This is a genomic window from Bradyrhizobium aeschynomenes, from assembly GCF_013178945.1.
GTDB lineage: Bacteria > Pseudomonadota > Alphaproteobacteria > Rhizobiales > Xanthobacteraceae > Bradyrhizobium > Bradyrhizobium aeschynomenes.
This window is the reverse complement of the sequence record NZ_JABFDM010000011.1, coordinates 12,393-27,062: the sequence shown is the minus strand read 5'-3', so window position 1 is coordinate 27,062 and position 14,670 is coordinate 12,393. Positions and strand designations below refer to the sequence as shown.

At 67.3% G+C, this 14,670-nt stretch carries 13 protein-coding genes; 8 read left to right on the top strand and 5 right to left on the bottom strand.

Annotated features, from left to right (window positions below; translation table 11 throughout):
* Positions 1–328: 328 nt before the first annotated feature.
* The 4 genes from HL666_RS26500 to HL666_RS26485 all read right to left on the bottom strand — a co-directional run bounded on the left by HL666_RS26500 (position 329) and on the right by HL666_RS26485 (position 5,577).
* Entirely contained in the window at positions 329–1,639 is a 1,311-nt protein-coding gene (locus HL666_RS26500; protein ID WP_172111709.1) for a hemolysin family protein, read from the bottom strand.
* Between the two features lie 340 nt (positions 1,640–1,979).
* The gene (locus tag HL666_RS26495) at positions 1,980–3,965 is read right to left on the bottom strand and encodes a carbohydrate porin (protein ID WP_172184450.1); all 1,986 of its coding nucleotides are present in this window, start codon (positions 3,963–3,965) and stop codon (positions 1,980–1,982) included.
* A 365-nt stretch (positions 3,966–4,330) separates the two neighbouring features.
* Complete coding sequence (locus HL666_RS26490) at positions 4,331–4,606, bottom strand: hypothetical protein (RefSeq protein ID WP_172131389.1); 276 nt, start codon at positions 4,604–4,606, stop codon at positions 4,331–4,333.
* 143 nt (positions 4,607–4,749) lie between these two features.
* Positions 4,750–5,577, bottom strand: a complete 828-nt coding sequence (locus tag HL666_RS26485) for a creatininase family protein (RefSeq protein ID WP_172111706.1) — start codon at positions 5,575–5,577, stop codon at positions 4,750–4,752.
* An 81-nt stretch (positions 5,578–5,658) separates the two neighbouring features.
* On the opposite strand from HL666_RS26485, the gene HL666_RS26480 reads away from it, so the two are divergent.
* The 7 genes from HL666_RS26480 (at position 5,659) to HL666_RS26450 (ending at position 12,218) form a co-directional block, all read left to right on the top strand.
* Entirely contained in the window at positions 5,659–6,678 is a 1,020-nt protein-coding gene (locus HL666_RS26480; protein WP_376698619.1) for an ABC transporter substrate-binding protein, read from the top strand.
* A gap of 27 nt (positions 6,679–6,705) precedes the next feature.
* A complete protein-coding gene (locus tag HL666_RS26475; protein WP_172184448.1) occupies positions 6,706–7,506 on the top strand; it encodes an ABC transporter ATP-binding protein in 801 nt (266 codons plus the stop codon).
* A gap of 2 nt (positions 7,507–7,508) precedes the next feature.
* Positions 7,509–8,315, top strand: coding sequence for an ABC transporter permease (locus HL666_RS26470; protein WP_172184612.1), 807 nt, complete (start codon positions 7,509–7,511; stop codon positions 8,313–8,315).
* Positions 8,315–9,298 carry a 2-hydroxyacid dehydrogenase gene (locus HL666_RS26465; protein ID WP_172131387.1) on the top strand — a complete coding sequence of 328 codons (984 nt, stop codon included), beginning with the start codon at positions 8,315–8,317 and terminating at the stop codon, positions 9,296–9,298. Before HL666_RS26470 ends, HL666_RS26465 begins: the two co-directional genes overlap by 1 nt.
* 92 nt (positions 9,299–9,390) lie before the next feature.
* Positions 9,391–9,987: an AprI/Inh family metalloprotease inhibitor gene (locus tag HL666_RS26460; protein WP_172184610.1), complete on the top strand. Its 597-nt coding sequence runs from the start codon at positions 9,391–9,393 to the stop codon at positions 9,985–9,987.
* A 148-nt stretch (positions 9,988–10,135) separates the two neighbouring features.
* Positions 10,136–11,782 (top strand): PAS-domain containing protein, encoded by a 1,647-nt coding sequence (locus tag HL666_RS26455; protein WP_172111766.1) that lies wholly within the window; start codon positions 10,136–10,138, stop codon positions 11,780–11,782.
* Between the two features lie 106 nt (positions 11,783–11,888).
* Entirely contained in the window at positions 11,889–12,218 is a 330-nt protein-coding gene (locus HL666_RS26450) for a YMGG-like glycine zipper-containing protein (RefSeq protein WP_172131386.1), read from the top strand.
* Positions 12,219–12,266: 48 nt separating this feature from the next.
* Here HL666_RS26450 and HL666_RS26445 read toward each other — a convergent pair whose 3' ends face one another.
* On the bottom strand, positions 12,267–13,673 hold the full coding sequence (locus HL666_RS26445) for an aminotransferase-like domain-containing protein (RefSeq protein ID WP_172131385.1): 1,407 nt from the start codon (positions 13,671–13,673) through the stop codon (positions 12,267–12,269).
* Positions 13,674–13,781: 108 nt separating this feature from the next.
* On the opposite strand from HL666_RS26445, the gene HL666_RS26440 reads away from it, so the two are divergent.
* Positions 13,782–14,642 carry a DMT family transporter gene (locus HL666_RS26440; RefSeq protein ID WP_172131384.1) on the top strand — a complete coding sequence of 287 codons (861 nt, stop codon included), beginning with the start codon at positions 13,782–13,784 and terminating at the stop codon, positions 14,640–14,642.
* Positions 14,643–14,670: the final 28 nt, after the last annotated feature.

Genomic DNA, 14,670 nt, shown 5'->3' with positions numbered 1-14,670 from the left:
GCAGGCTTTCGAAATTCGGATCGGCCATCTGCTGGCGCATTCGACACCAGCACTCTGCCCGACGGGCGAATCGGTCATCGCTTGTTTGTAAATGTAGAGCGCAGCGGCACGGTGCACCTCTCCCCGCTCTTTGCGGGGAGAGGTCGGATTGCGAAGCAATCCGGGTGAGGGGCATGGCACAAGCGGGGCCGCATCAAGGCTCCATCGGACTCGTATGCCGGTGCTCGAGGGCGGCACCACCCGTGTGGTTGCCCCTCACCCCGACCCTCTCCCCGTGAAGAACGGGGAGAGGGAGTGCACCGTCCGTGCGGCGAGAGAAGGAACTCAGCTACCCCACATTCGGCTCGCCGCCCTCGGGCGCGAGCTTCGTCGCCAGGATCTTGTCGATGCGGCGGCCGTCGAGGTCGATGATCTCGAAGCGCCAGCCTTGCAGCTCGAAGCTGTGGCCGACCTCGGGCACGCTGCCGAAGTGCTGCAGCACCAGGCCGGCGACGGTGTGGTAGCCGCGATGCGGCGGGACCTCGATGGCGAGAACGTCGGCGAACTCGTCGAGCGGCATCCAGCCGGAGACCAGCAGCGAGCCGTCGTCGCGGCGGACGCAGGCGGGCTCGGGCGGGCCTTCCTCGGAGGAGAATGCGCCGACGATCGATTCCAGAATGTCGGCCGCGGTGACGACGCCTTCGAACGCGCCGTATTCGTCGTGAACCAGCCCCATATGCACGGGCGCCACCTTCAGGATCGCGATCACGTCGCGCGCATCGACGGTGGAGGGAATGATCGGCACCTCGCGCACCAGGCTGCGCAGATCCGGCGTCTCGTCGCGCAGATACGCGGCCAGCAGATCCTTGGCCTGGAGCACGCCGATGGGGCGGTCGCGCTCGCCGTCGGAGACCGGCAGGCGCGAATGCGGGCTCTTGGCAAGCAGCTCGCGGATCACCTTGGGGTCGTCGTTGAGATCGACGACGTCGACCTCGGGACGCGGCGTCATGATGGCACCGACCGGGCGGTCGCCGAGCCGCATCACGCCGGCGATCATCTCCTTCTCGCCGGGCTCGAGCACGCCCGCGGTCTCGGCCTCGCGCACCAGATGATGGATTTCCGCCTCCGAGACCTTCTCCTCGGCGTCGCCGGAGCGGCCGAGCAGGGCAAGAATCAGCTTGCCGGAGAGATCGAGCAGCACGACCAGCGGCAGCGACACCTTGGCCAGCACCTGCATCGCCGGAGCGACGCGCACGGCAATCGCCTCGGGATCGCGCAGCGCCAGCTGCTTCGGCACCAGCTCGCCGACGATGAGGGTGGCGTAGGTGATGATCGTGACGACGAGGCCGACGCCCACGATGTCGGCGGCCGAGGCGCTCATTCCGAGTTCCAGCAGCCATTGCGTCAGGCGCTGGCCCAGCGTGGCGCCCGAGAAGGCGCCGGAGAGCACGCCGACCAGCGTGATTCCGATCTGCACTGTCGACAGGAACCGGCCGGGATCGGACGCCAAGGTCAGTGCGCGGCGGGCGCCGGAAATGCCCTTTTCGGCCAGCATCGCCAGCCGGGCCGGCCGGGACGACACGATCGCGAGTTCGGACATCGACAACAGGCCGTTGACGACGATGAGGACGACGATGATCGAGAGTTCGACGGACAGCATTGCGACCTGGTCTGGCACCCGGAACGGGCGGGATGGGGACAGGTCCTAGCATATGGGGAGGGCCGACGCCCATTGCCGCGTTGCGGCGGGAGCTTGGGGGAATGCGCGCGGACGGCGGGTTTGGCGCACCGCCGGTGCTCAGTCCTCCGTCGTCGTCCCGGCCTTGAGCCGGGACCCAGAGCCACCGGCCCGGATGAGGCAGGCAACTGGTAGTGGCGTTCCCTCGATAGCGTCCGCGGTATGGGTCCCGGCTCAAGGCCGGGACGACAGCGATTGTGCCGTGCGATGGGGGCGCTAACTCGCCTTGAGCCTGGTTTGGCTGACCGGCTCAGTCCGCCGCTCAAAAGTCTCCGTGCAGCCGGCCCGAGAAGATCGACACCGGGCCGCGGTCGGCGTTGTAGGCGGGGTTGTTGACGAACTGATAGTCGGCCGTGAAGGTCAGGTATTTGCTGATCGAATAGGAGTAATAGGCCTCGATGATGGTCTCGCGGCGATAGTTCAGCGCGCCGTCGCCGATCAGCGGGCCGAGGCCGCCGGCGGCGAGGAAGGCGCGGTGGTCGCGCGACAGGCCGTTGCTGACGCCGGCGATGCCGATCGTGTCGTCGGGGCGGCCCCAGCGGGTGCCCTTGATCGAGCTGCCCAGTGACAGGCTTGTATCGATGTCGGTGAACGCCATGATCTCGGTCTTGCCGTCGTTCCAGCTCCAGCGTCCGAACAGGCCGACATCGTCCGACAGCGCCTGGTCGAAGCTGACGACGTAGCCGAACTTGGCTCGACCGCGGCGGGTCTGGCTGATGTCGAGGTTAACAGCGGGATTGTCGAGCGTCTCGCGATAGCTGCCGGAGAAGCTGTTGTTGAACCAGCCGATGGTGCGCAGGTGGCCGGGCTGTGAGAACAGCTGATAGCGCGTCTCCAGCTCGACGACGTAGCTGCCGCGGCGGAAGACCCGCTGATCGAAACTGTTCGAGTTCGATTCGGCGCCGACCATGAAATAGCCGGTGCGCAGCGCCCAGTTCTTCTGGTTCAGCTCGGCGGTGGCGCCGTAGGTCAGGCCGAGCTTGTCGGCGGCATAGTCGAAGGCGCCGGGCGCCCACACCGACCAGTTCATGAAGTCCTTGCGGGCATCCTTGGCATAGGCGTTGCCATCGAACACGTCCAGCACGGCGAACTTGCCGATCTGGAAGGTGAGCCGCGAAATGTCCTGCTTGCCGGAGAGCTGCAGCTGGCCGGAGCCGAGCAGCTCCTGCTCGCCGCCGAAGCCGAAGGTCTGGCGCAGGAACAGGCGTGAGGTGTTGTAGTGCGGGTAGGGGAAGTCGGACTTCTGCGCCTCGCCGTTGGAAAAGCCGCCGAGCCCGACCGTGTTGCTGAGGCCGAAGCCCTGCAGCAGCTCGGGATTGTAGTAGACCTCGCCGCCTTCCCACAGCCGCGCGTTCAGATAGAGGCTGTTGCTCCAGGTCTGCTGGAACTGCCGCGCGGGGGTGAGGCTGTTCGGGCCGGTATAGGCGGCACGGAACGCGGGATAGCCCTGGCCGATCACGGTCGCCTGGCCGTGAATCTCCCAGCGATCCGATTCAGTATCGGAGGGATCGTTCTTGAGCTTGAGCTCAGGGCCATCAGCGAAGTCGAGCTTGCGGTTGAGCCCGACGCGCAGGGTCTGGAAGTCGAGCTGCGAATTGTAGCTGGCCCCGTTGGAGAAGCGGACGCCGCCGTTCTCAAAATGGCTGTAGAGATATTCGAGGCGCCAGCTCCAATGCGGCGCAAAGCTGCGCTCGATGCCGGCGCCGGCGGCCCAGCCGAGCCGCGTCGTCAGCAGCTTCTCGGTGTCGCCGGCCGCGTTGCTGTTGAGGAAGCGGCCGCCGGTCCAGGCGAGGCCGCCGGTGGCATAGAGCAGCCAGTCGCCTCTGACGTAGCCGACGCGGCCGCGCGCGGTGGCGACATAATCCCACAGCTCCGACACGTTCGAGCCGGGCGTGCCGAGCATCGCGACGGTGTGGTTGGAGGTGAGATAGTTCGGAAAGCTGAAATCGCCCTCGAGCCCGAGCAGCAGCCCGGAGCGGGTGACCCAGTTGTAGCCGGCCTGGACGCCGCCGGTGAGGCCGCTGAACGGACTGCCGGCGCTGGCTGCACCGGTCGGATCGGTCAGCGTGGCATTGGCATGATCTCGGGTGTAGCCGGCGTGGACGCCGACGTAGAGGCCGGTCCAGTCGAACACCGCCTGCACCATCCGGGACTTGACCGTGAGGTCGGCCGCAGCGGCGGGCGAGGCGAGCGACACGATCACGGCGCCGGCCCCAATCATCTCTCTGGCACGGTTGGAGCGGATCATGGTGGCGGGGTCCCCAAAGCAATGCACACGACACAGAATGAAGTCAGAACCTCATTGCCCGCGCACAGTCACGATAAGATTACGGATTCGTCCATGCTCGATCGGAAGTGTGGACGAGGAGCGGCAATTTGTGGATGATTTCTATTGCAATTAATTTGCAACAGCAAGATTGGCGGCGGCTCCATGTCATCCTGTCCAGCGGGTGTGGCGTTCATGCAACAAAAAGCCCGCCCGGGGCGGCCGGCGGGCTGTAGAGAGGCAGATCGGGGCAGGGAGGCCCCGCCTCAGCGCGGAGGAGCAAGGCGGATCGGCGGGGCCCTGTCGCGGGCCGGGGCGAGCGGCTCGCGACGGCGACCGTCCCGGCATCAATAGCCGCAGGCCCGGGCGCGGCCGACATACTGGCCGTAGATGTCATATTGCGGCACCCAGCGGCAGTAGCGATAGCCGCCCTGGTAGTAGCCGTCATTGCTGGCGGCGATGGCGCTGCCGACGACGGCGGCTCCGACGAGGCCCGCACCGACGCCCCAACCCCAGCGATGATGGAAGCCGTGGGCTTCGGCGGGAGAGGCGGTGGCGGCGATGCTGCCGGTGACGGCGAGAGCGGCGACGGCGAGGGCGGCAAGCTTGGTCTTGATGGACATGGAAGGCTCCGTTTTGCGTTGGGGCGGCCGGTCCTGGCCGCTTGCACAATTGGACGGAGCCTTTTCGAAAGCGGTTCGAACCACCCGCCAATGGCTGGGCCGCCTTCTTAATCGATGAGGAAATCCAACGGCTTGGACTTGATTCAGCGGCCTGCCAGAGGTCCGCTGCCGAGGGTGTTCACGTCGAAGTTATCGATATCCTGCAACAGCGCACAGAAGGCGCGGGCGCCGTGGTCGAGGATGCGCTCGCCCTTCTCGGCCGACGCCTGCGTGGCATCGCCGACCGCGCCGCTCGCATTCAGGTCCTGCGTCTGCCAGGCCATCGGCGCCGGCCGCTGCGTCGACAGCACGCGATTGGCCTGCTCCATCGCGACGCCCGACGAGGCGAAATCGGTGATCGCTTCGCTGCGCACCAGCTGCGGATGGCGGGCCAGCATGATCGAGGTCTCGACCGCGCCGCCATGGATGCCGTGGCGCAGCTCGTCGGCCGAGAACAGGCCGTCAGGCGCGCCGAAGCGCGACCACGACGTCGTCACCACCAGCATGCGATGCGCGGCGCGCAGGTCCTGCGCCACCAGACTCATCGCGGCGCTGTTGCCGCCGTGGCTGGTGACGATGACGAGCTTTCTCAGTCCGGCGCGCGCGACGCTGTCGCCAAGCGCGCGCCAGCTCTGCAGCGCGACCTCGGTCGGCAGGGTCAGCGTGCCCGGATAGTCGATGTGCTCGGTCGAGAGTCCGATCGGCTGCACCGGCAGGACCGTCACCGGCAGGGCCGGCGGCAGCAGCGCGCGGACACGCGCGAGATAGGCTTCGGCGATGTGGACGTCGGTGCCTACGGGCAGATGCGGCCCGTGCTGCTCGGTGGCGGCAAGCGGCAGCACCGCGATCCAGCGTGCGGTCTCTGACGTTCCCAGATCGGGCCAATGCAACTCGGTCCAGTCGCGGGGCGGCGGGGTCATCGCGCGGGCCATTTCCTTCGTCCGTCGGGCAGGCTAGTTATCGCTCCATTGATCTTAACATTGTTCAGCCAGAAAGAACCGGGGAGACCAGACATGGCGCAGTCGCTTCTGTCGCGAACGTTAATGGCGGCATCGCTGATCGTCGCCGGACTGATCTCGGGGGCCCAGGCCCAGACCCTGGACAAGGTCTCGTTCGGCACCAATTGGGTCGCCGAGGCGGAGCATGGCGGCTTCTTCCAGGCGGTCGCCGACGGCACCTACAAGCGCTACGGCCTCGACGTGACGATCGTGCCCGGCGGCCCCAACGAGAACAACCGGATGCTGCTGATCTCCGGCAAGATCGAGTTCTTCATGGCCGCGAACACGCTGATGGCGTTCGACGCCGTCGCCAACAACGTACCTGTCGTGTCGATCGCCGCGATGTTCCAGAAGGACCCGCAGGTGTTCCTGACGCATCCGGAGTCCAGGATCACCAAGCTCGAGGAGCTGAAGACGCTGACGCTGTTCGTCTCCAAGGAAGGCATCTCCAGCTACTATCAATGGCTGAAATCGGAATACGGCTTCTCCGAGAAGAACGTCCGGCCCTACACCTTCAATCCGCAGCCCTTCATCGCTACCGCGCAGAGCGCCATGCAGGGCTATGTCACGTCGGAACCGTTCGCGGTCGAGCGTGCCGCGGGCTTCAAGCCCGGCGTGATTCTGCTCGCCGACAACGGCTTCAACACCTATTCGACCCTGATCGAGACGCGGCGCGACCTGATCGAGAGCAAGCCCGACCTGGTGCAGCGCTTCGTCGATGCCTCGATCATCGGCTGGTACACCTACATCTATGGCGACAACTCCGCGGGCAATGCGCTGATCAAGAAGATGAACCCGGAGATGACCGACGACCTCCTGGCCTATTCGGTCGCCAAGATGAAGGAGTACGGCATCGTCGATTCCGGCGACAGCGTCGAGAAGGGCATCGGCGCCATGACCGAGGAGCGCATCACCAGCTTCTTCGACAAGATGGTGCGCGCCGGCGTGGTCAAGCCGACGGTCGATTATCGCAAGTCCTACACGCTGCGCTTCGTCAACAAGGGCGTCGGCATCGATCTCCGGCCGAAGAAGTAGGACGCCTCGCAGCGGCGCCGTCAGCAGATGAGCTTGCCCCCGTCGCCCGTGCGCGCCGCCGACATCGCCGTGCGGCTGCGTGCCGTCACCAAGGTCTACGAGTCCGGCGTCGCGGCGCTGGGGCCGATCGATGTTGCGATCGGCAGGGGCGAGTTCGTCTCCCTGCTCGGCCCCTCCGGCTGCGGCAAGTCGACGGCGCTGAGGCTGATCGCGGGGCTTGCCGGGCCGAGTGCGGGAACGGTCGAGATCGCGGCGGCGTCGTCCGAGACGCATCCCGGCCATCGCATCGGCTTCGTGTTCCAGGAGCCGACCTTGATGCCCTGGACCAGCGTGCGCGACAATGTCGGCCTGCCGCTCAAGCTCGCGCATGTGACCGCCGCCGAGGCCCGGCCGCGGGTCGATGCGGCGCTGGCGCAGGTCGGCCTTGCCGATTTCGCCGACGCTTTCCCGCGCGAACTGTCCGGCGGCATGAAGATGCGGGCGTCGCTGGCGCGGGCGCTGGTGACTCAGCCGGACATCCTCTTGATGGACGAACCGTTCGCGGCGCTCGACGAGATCACGCGCTTTCGCCTCAATGACGATCTGCTCGACTTGTGGCGGCGCCTCAGCATGACCGTCCTGTTCGTCACTCATTCGGTGTTCGAGTCGGTCTACCTGTCGCAGCGCGTGCTGGTGATGACGGCGCGGCCCGGCCGACTGAGCGCGGAAATCGCGATCGAGGCGGATGTGCGCGATGACGCGTTCCGCGCCTCGCCGGACTATGCCGCATATTGCCGCCGCGTCTCCGATGCGCTCGCGCCGGCCTACACCGGAGTGCTTGCGCTGTGAGCGTGCAGGATCGGGCATCGGCCGTCTCCGGCGCGCGGCTTGCGAGCCTCGCCGTTCCCGCGATCGTCTTCGTCGCCGCGATGACCGCGTGGGAGTTCGCCGTGCGCATCAACGGCATCCCGCCTTACGTGCTGCCTGGGCCGCTGCTGGTGCTGAAGACGCTGGTCGCCGACTGGGAGATTCTGGCGCAGTCGCTGCTGACGACCTTGATCACGACGCTCGAAGGCTTCATCGCCGCCGCGCTCGGCGGCATCGCGCTGGCGCTGGTGTTCAACCAGTCGAGATGGCTGCAATGGGCGCTGTTTCCCTATGCCGTGGTGCTGCAGGTCACGCCGGTGATCGCGATCGCACCCCTGCTGCTCATCTACCTGCCGCAGCAGACGGCGGTGGTCGTGTGCGCCTGGATCGTCGGCTTCTTCCCGGTGCTGTCCAACACCGCGCTCGGGCTCAACTCGGTCGACCGCAATCTCGCCGGGCTGTTCCAGCTCTATGGCGCCTCGCGCTGGCAGACCTTGCGCTATCTGAAGCTGCCCGCTGCGCTGCCCTACATTCTCGGTGGTCTGCGCATCGCCGGCGGCCTGTCGCTGATCGGCGCCGTCGTCGCCGAGATCGCGGCCGGCAGCGCCGGTGCCGGATCCGGCCTTGCCTATCGCATCGCGGAATCCGGCTATCGTCTCAACATACCCCGCATGTTTGCCGCGCTGGTGCTGCTGTCGGTTGCCGGGATTGTCATCTATGGCTTGCTGGCGCTAGTTTCGCACCTCGTTTTGCGGCGCTGGCACGAAAGTGCTCTTGGAAAGGATAACTGATGGCGGCCACTTCGTCTGACAAGGTCGATGTTCTGATCTATGGGCCGCTGCGGCCGATCCTGGAGAACGGGTTCCCGGACAGCTTCAACGTGCACCATGCGACGACGCAGGCCGATCTCGAAGCGCTGCCGGCGGAGGTCAAGGGCCGCATTCGCGGCGTTGCCGTGACCTTCCACACCGTCAAGACCGACGCCGCCGTGATGGCGATGCTGCCGAAGCTCGAGATGATCGCGAGCTTCGGCGTCGGCTACGATCACATTGCGGCTGCGCACGCCGGACAGCACGGCATCGTCGTCACCAACACGCCTGACGTGCTGACCGAGGAGGTCGCCGACGTCGCGATGGGTCTGTTGATCGCCACCTGCCGCGAGTTCATCAAGGCCGACCGTTTCGTGCGTTCGGGCGAGTGGACCTCCAAGCCATATCCGCTCAGTGTCGGCTCGCTGCGCGACCGCACCGTCGGCATGGTCGGCATGGGCCGCATCGGCCAGGCGATCGCACGCCGGCTGGAAGCCTCGCTGGTCCCGGTCGTCTATCACTCGCGCAACCCCGCCGCTGGCGTCGCCAACAAGCATTATCCCGACCTGCTGGCGATGGCGAAGGATGTCGACACGCTGGTCGTGATCGTGCCCGGCGGCGCCGGCACCAACAGAATCGTCAACGCCGAGGTGCTGAAGGCGCTGGGCCCGCGCGGCGTCGTCGTCAACGTCGCCCGCGGCTCGGTGATCGATGAGGCCGCGCTGGTGGATGCGCTGAAGTCCGGCACGATTCTCGCGGCCGGTCTCGATGTGTTCGAGAAGGAGCCGTCGGTGCCCGACGCGCTCAAGGCGATGGACAATGTCGTGCTGCTGCCACACATCGGCTCGGCTGCCATCGTAACCCGCAACGCGATGGATCAGCTGGTGGTCGACAATCTCAAGGTCTGGTTCGCCGGCAAGCCGCCGCTGACGCCCGTTCCGGAAACGCCGGTGAAAGGCCGCTGATGACACGTGCGCTCCCGCTCCTGATCGCGCTGCTTGCAACGGCGGCAAGCATTCCCGCCATTGCGCAGGATGCGACCAGCCTGAAGAAGGCGATGATCGGGCAGTGGGAGCTCGCGACCACGGAGCGCAGCAAGACCTGCGTCGTGACCTTGAAGCCGGATGCGGCGCCGCACGGGCAGAAGCTCGAGCTGGAGCCGAGCTGCGCCACCGCGCTGCCCTTCACCAAGGACATCGCCGGCTGGAACGTGAAGGGTCTCGACATCGTCAGCCTGCAGGCAGCCAATGGCGAGTCGGTGCTCGACTTCACCGAGGTCGAGGCCGGCATCTTCGAAGGCCTGCGCCAGGGCGAGGGTGTCTACATCCTGCAGAACCTGGCGGCGGCGCGGTCGCTGGCCAAGTCAATGGACCAGATGATCGGCGACTGGGCCATGGTCCGCGGCAATGGCGTCACGATCTGCAGCCTGGTGCTGACCAACACCGAGGCCGGCAATGACAATTTCCAGGTGTTCGTGAAACCCAAATGCGATGCCGCGATCGCGGCTTTCGCGCCGACGCAGTGGCGGCTCGAGCACGGCCAGATGATGCTGATGTCGGCGCGCGGCGAGATCTGGCGGTTCGAGGCCGACGACAATGCGCAGTGGCGGCTGGTGCCGGACAGCGCCAATCCCTTGATCATGCTGCGGCAGTGAGGCGGAGCGCTGCGCCGCCCGGCAGCGGCGTTAACGATTGCGCAACCCCGGGTTAATGTTTCGTTACGTCCGATCGTTGCGCTTGGAACGTGTTGTTTACGGATATTGCGTGTGATGGTTGTCCCAGAGCCGGGAGCCAGCCATGCAGATGCCGTTGCGCAGGTTCACCACGTCGTTGCCGTCGTTCAGCCTCAACGACACGATCTCCGCGGCGGCGGCCGCTTTCGCCGTCCTCGTGATGCTGTCGACATTGGGCGCGCTCTCGGCGCTGCGTGAGCAGCGGCTGTTCTACGAGCGCCTCGAGCAGCTCGCCGCCGCATCGCGCAACATCGAGCGCACCAATGCGCTGATCTATGCCGTGGTGATGGAATCGCGCGGCATCTACATGTCGCTGGATCGCAACGTCGCGCGGCGCTACGCCGACGCGCAGCTCGGAAAGCTCGCACAGCTGGCCAAGGTGGTCGCGGAGTGGGAGGCCCAGGTCACCGAAGCGGATGCCGCGCTGTTCGCCCCGTTCAGGATGCGGATCGACCAGTTCATCGCCTTCCGCACCGAAATGGCGCGCCGGACCATCTCGATCGGCTCGTCGGCGGCGCGTGAGCTCGGCGACAACGACGAGAACCGCGCGGTGCGCACCGCGCTCAACGAGGATCTCGAGAAATTGTCCCGGCTCTACGCCGCCCGAACCCGCGAACTCGGCGAGACCGCCGACGCGCGCGGCGTGGCGTCGTACTTTCTCGGCGGGCTCGGCCTGCTCATCGTGGCGCTGATCGCCGCAGCCGCGCTGGCGCTGCGCTGGGGCGTGCTGATGCCGCTGCTCGACATCGCCCGCGTCACCGACCGCATCGCCGCCGGCCGCATCAAGCTGAAGATTCCGCATGCGCGACGGCATGACGAGATCGGTCGGGTCGCGCAGGCGGTCGAGACCTATCAGAACGGCGCCTTCCGCCTCCAGGAGCTCGAAGAGCACGAGGTCGAGATCGAGCGCCAATACACGGACATCCTGCGCCAGCACGAGCAGCTGGAGCAGGGCGCGATCAGCAGCCAGCAGCGCCTCGACGCCGCGGTCGCCAACATGGCTCAGGGCCTGATCATGCTCGACAGCTTCGGCTACGTGCTGATGGTCAACGAGCAGTACCGCAAGCTCTACGGCGTGCCCGCTTCGATTGCGAAGCCCGGTGCGCATGTGCGCGAGATCCTCGCGCATCGCGCCAAGCTCGGGCTGTTGCGCGAGAAGCCGTCCGACTTTCTCGCCGCCCTGAGACAGCGCATGAAGGAGGGCAGGGCCGAGATCGTGGAGGTCGAGCTCGCCGACGGTCGCATCATCCGTATCTCCGAGCGTCCGATGGCTGGCGGCGGCTGGATCGCTACGCATGAGGATTTCACCGCGCAGCGGCGCAACGAGCGGATCCTGGCGCGGGCCGAGTACTTCCTCGCCGCGCTGCTCGAGAACATCCCGCAGGCGGTGGTGGCGAAGGACGCGCAGTCGCTGCGCTATGTGTTCGTCAATCGCGCCACTGAGGTGCTGTTCGGCCTGCCGCGCGCGGAGATCATCGGCCGCGCGGCGCGCGACCTGTTTCCCGAGCCGACATGCACCCTGATCGAGACCTTCGATCGTCAACTGCTTGCCGATGAGACCGATCAGACTCCGAAGGCGCACAGCGTCGAGATGCCGGGTAACCGCATCCGTGATGTGGTGGTGCGCCGGCTGCCAATCTCGATCGGCGAAGGCGAGCCGAAATTCCTGCTCAACATCATCGAGGATCGCACGGCGGATCAGCGCGCCGCGGCATGACGGCCGAGCCGCAGGAACCCAGAATCCCCTGCCTTGACTGCGCCTTGATCTGCATCAAGAACGGCCCGGCCGGGCGGAATAGCGTGTCCGGAACGGAGGCCTGTTCATGACCCGACGTCTGGGGATTTCCTTTGCCACCCGCTGCGGCGCGGCGGCGCTGCTGACCTTGGCAACCATCGCGCCGCTGCATCAGGCGGCTGCGCAAGACGTGCTCGGGGGCGCGATCCTCGGCGGTGCGGGCGGTGCGATCCTGGGCGGCGCGATCGGCGGCGGGCGCGGGGCTGCGATCGGCGCGGTCATCGGCGCCGGGACCGGCGCCGCGATTGCGGCCGACGGCGAGCGGCGCCGCGGCGGCTACTACGCGTATCGCAACGGCTGCTATCTGCAGCGCGGCGACGGCTCCTGGGTCCGCGCGCATCCCCGCTACTGCTACTAAGCGCCGCTCACCGGTAGACATGATCGCTGCGCGCCGACGCGCAGCCGATCAAGTCATCGCGCGCTCCAGCGCGGCCATGATGCGGGCATCCTCACAATGCGCGACGTTGAAGCGCATCATCGCGCCGGCTGATTGTGCGGCGCTGAACACGTTGCCGGGCGCCAGCACCACGTCGTCCGCCAGCGCCGCCTGGGCGATGTCGGTCGCCGCGCATCCCTCCGGCAGCCGGCACCACAGATGAAATCCGCCGCGCGGCATCAGCCATGGCGTGATGCCGAGGCGTTGCAGCCGTGCCGCCACGCGCGGCCGCGCCCGCGCCAGACGCACGCGCAACTCCTCGATGTGCTTGCGATAGCTGCCGCCGGTCAGCACCTGCGCCAGGGTCTCCGCGGCGAATTGTCCGGGGCCGCCGAAGCCGGTCGCAATCTGCAGGTCGATCAGCGGCTCGATCCAGTCCGGCCGCGCCGCGATGTAGCCTGATCGCACCGACGCCGACAGCGTCTTCGAGAAGCTGCCGATCAGGATCACCCGTCTCAGCCCGTCGAGCGCGGCAAGCCGCGGCGACGGCTCCGGCTCGAAGTCGCCATAGATGTCGTCCTCGATGATGGTCATGTCATGCGCCGCGGCGGCGTTGAGCAGGCGGTGCGCGGTCTGCAGCGACAGCGTGGCGCCGGTCGGATTGTGCAGGCCGGAATTGGTGATGTAGAGCCGCGGCCGCTCGGCAGCGAGCACGGCCTCGAACTCCGCGATGTCGGGCCCGGTCGAGGTCATCGGCACGCTGACGATCCGAGCTTGATGCGCGCGCAGCAGCGCCAGGAAGTTGAAGTAGCAGGGGTCGTCGACCAGCACCGTGTCGCCGGGCCGCAGCAGCATGCGGCAGATCAGGTCGATCGCCTGCGTGCCCGATGCCGTCAGCAGCAATTGCTCGCTGAAGGCGTCGATGCCGAGACCGGCGAGCCGGGCCTGCAGCACCCGCCGCAGCGCAGCCGATCCGCGCGTGCCGCCATAGTCGCTCAGGACGGGACCGTCGCGGCGCGCCAGGCTCCTGATCGCACGACGCAACGCGTCCTGCGGCATCCACGTCGCCGGCAGCCAGCCGCAGCCCGGCGTGAGCGTGGTGACATCGGCATCGAGCGACTGCCGCGACACCCAGAACGGATCGATCGCCCGCGGCCGGCGCGACTCGCTCCCCGCGAGCGCGAGCGGCGGCAGCGCGCTGTCGGCCACGTAGAAACCCGAGCCGCGCCGGGCGTGGATCACGCCCTCGGCCGCCAGCCGGTCATAGGCCTCGACGACGGTCGCCGGCGAGACGCCCATGGCCGCGGCAAGGGCGCGGATCGACGGCAGGCGCTGGCCGGGACCGAGTGCGCGCGTCGCCAGCCGGTGCCGGATGGCCGCGATCACGGTGGCGGTGCGTGGGCCGCCGGAGTGCGAATCCGCGCTGGTCAGCGTCAAGTGTGTTGCTCTTTCAGCCAATACAGTTTGGCCAAATTGTACTGATCCGTGCCTCCCGCGGCAAGGCGGCGCCGGCTATGCAGGCGGTGACATCAGGGAGGAATTACCATGAAAGGATCGGTCGAGGGCTGGGGCAGCGGCGCCATCGGGATGACGATCTTCAGCGGCTCGCTGCCGGCGACGCGGGCCGCGCTGGACGGCTTCCCGCCGCTGTTCCTGACCGGCGCGCGGGCGACGCTCGCGGCCGTGCTGGCTGCGCTCTGTCTCGCTCTGCTGCGGCAGCCGCGTCCTGCCCGGCGCGATCTGCTCCCGCTCGCCATCGTGTCGCTCGGCGTCGTCGCAGGCTTTCCGCTGCTGACCGCGCTCGCGCTCCAGCACATCACCTCCGCGCATGCGATCGTGTTCGTCGGGTTGCTGCCGCTGTCGACCGCGCTGTTCGGCGTGCTGCGCGGTGGCGAGCAGCCGCGCCCGCTGTTCTGGCTGTTCGCGGCGCTCGGCGCCGCCGCCGTCTCCGGCTTCGCGCTGGCGCAGGACGGCGCGGCCTCACCGATCGGCGACGTCGCGATGATCGCGGCGATCGTCGTCTGCGGACTCGGCTATGCGGAAGGCGCGATGCTGACGCGGCAGATCGGCGGCTGGCAGGTGATCTCGTGGGCGCTGGTGCTGTCGTCGCCGCTGATGCTGCTGCTCGCCGTGCTGACGTGGCCCGGCGCGTCTCGTGACATCACGGCGGCAGCTTGGCTCGGCCTCGCCTATGTCTCGGTCTTCAGCATGTTCATCGGCTTCGCGTTCTGGTACCGCGGCCTCGCACGCGGCGGCACCGCGACCGTGGGGCAGCTGCAGCTGCTGCAACCGTTTCTCGGCCTCGCCTTTGCGAGCCTGCTGCTGGATGAGCCGGTGTCCGCCAGCATGATCGGCGCAGCCGCGATCGTCGTGCTGTGTGTCGGGATGGCGCGCCGCTGGGCATGACGACATTGCGATCGTCCGGCGCGGATGC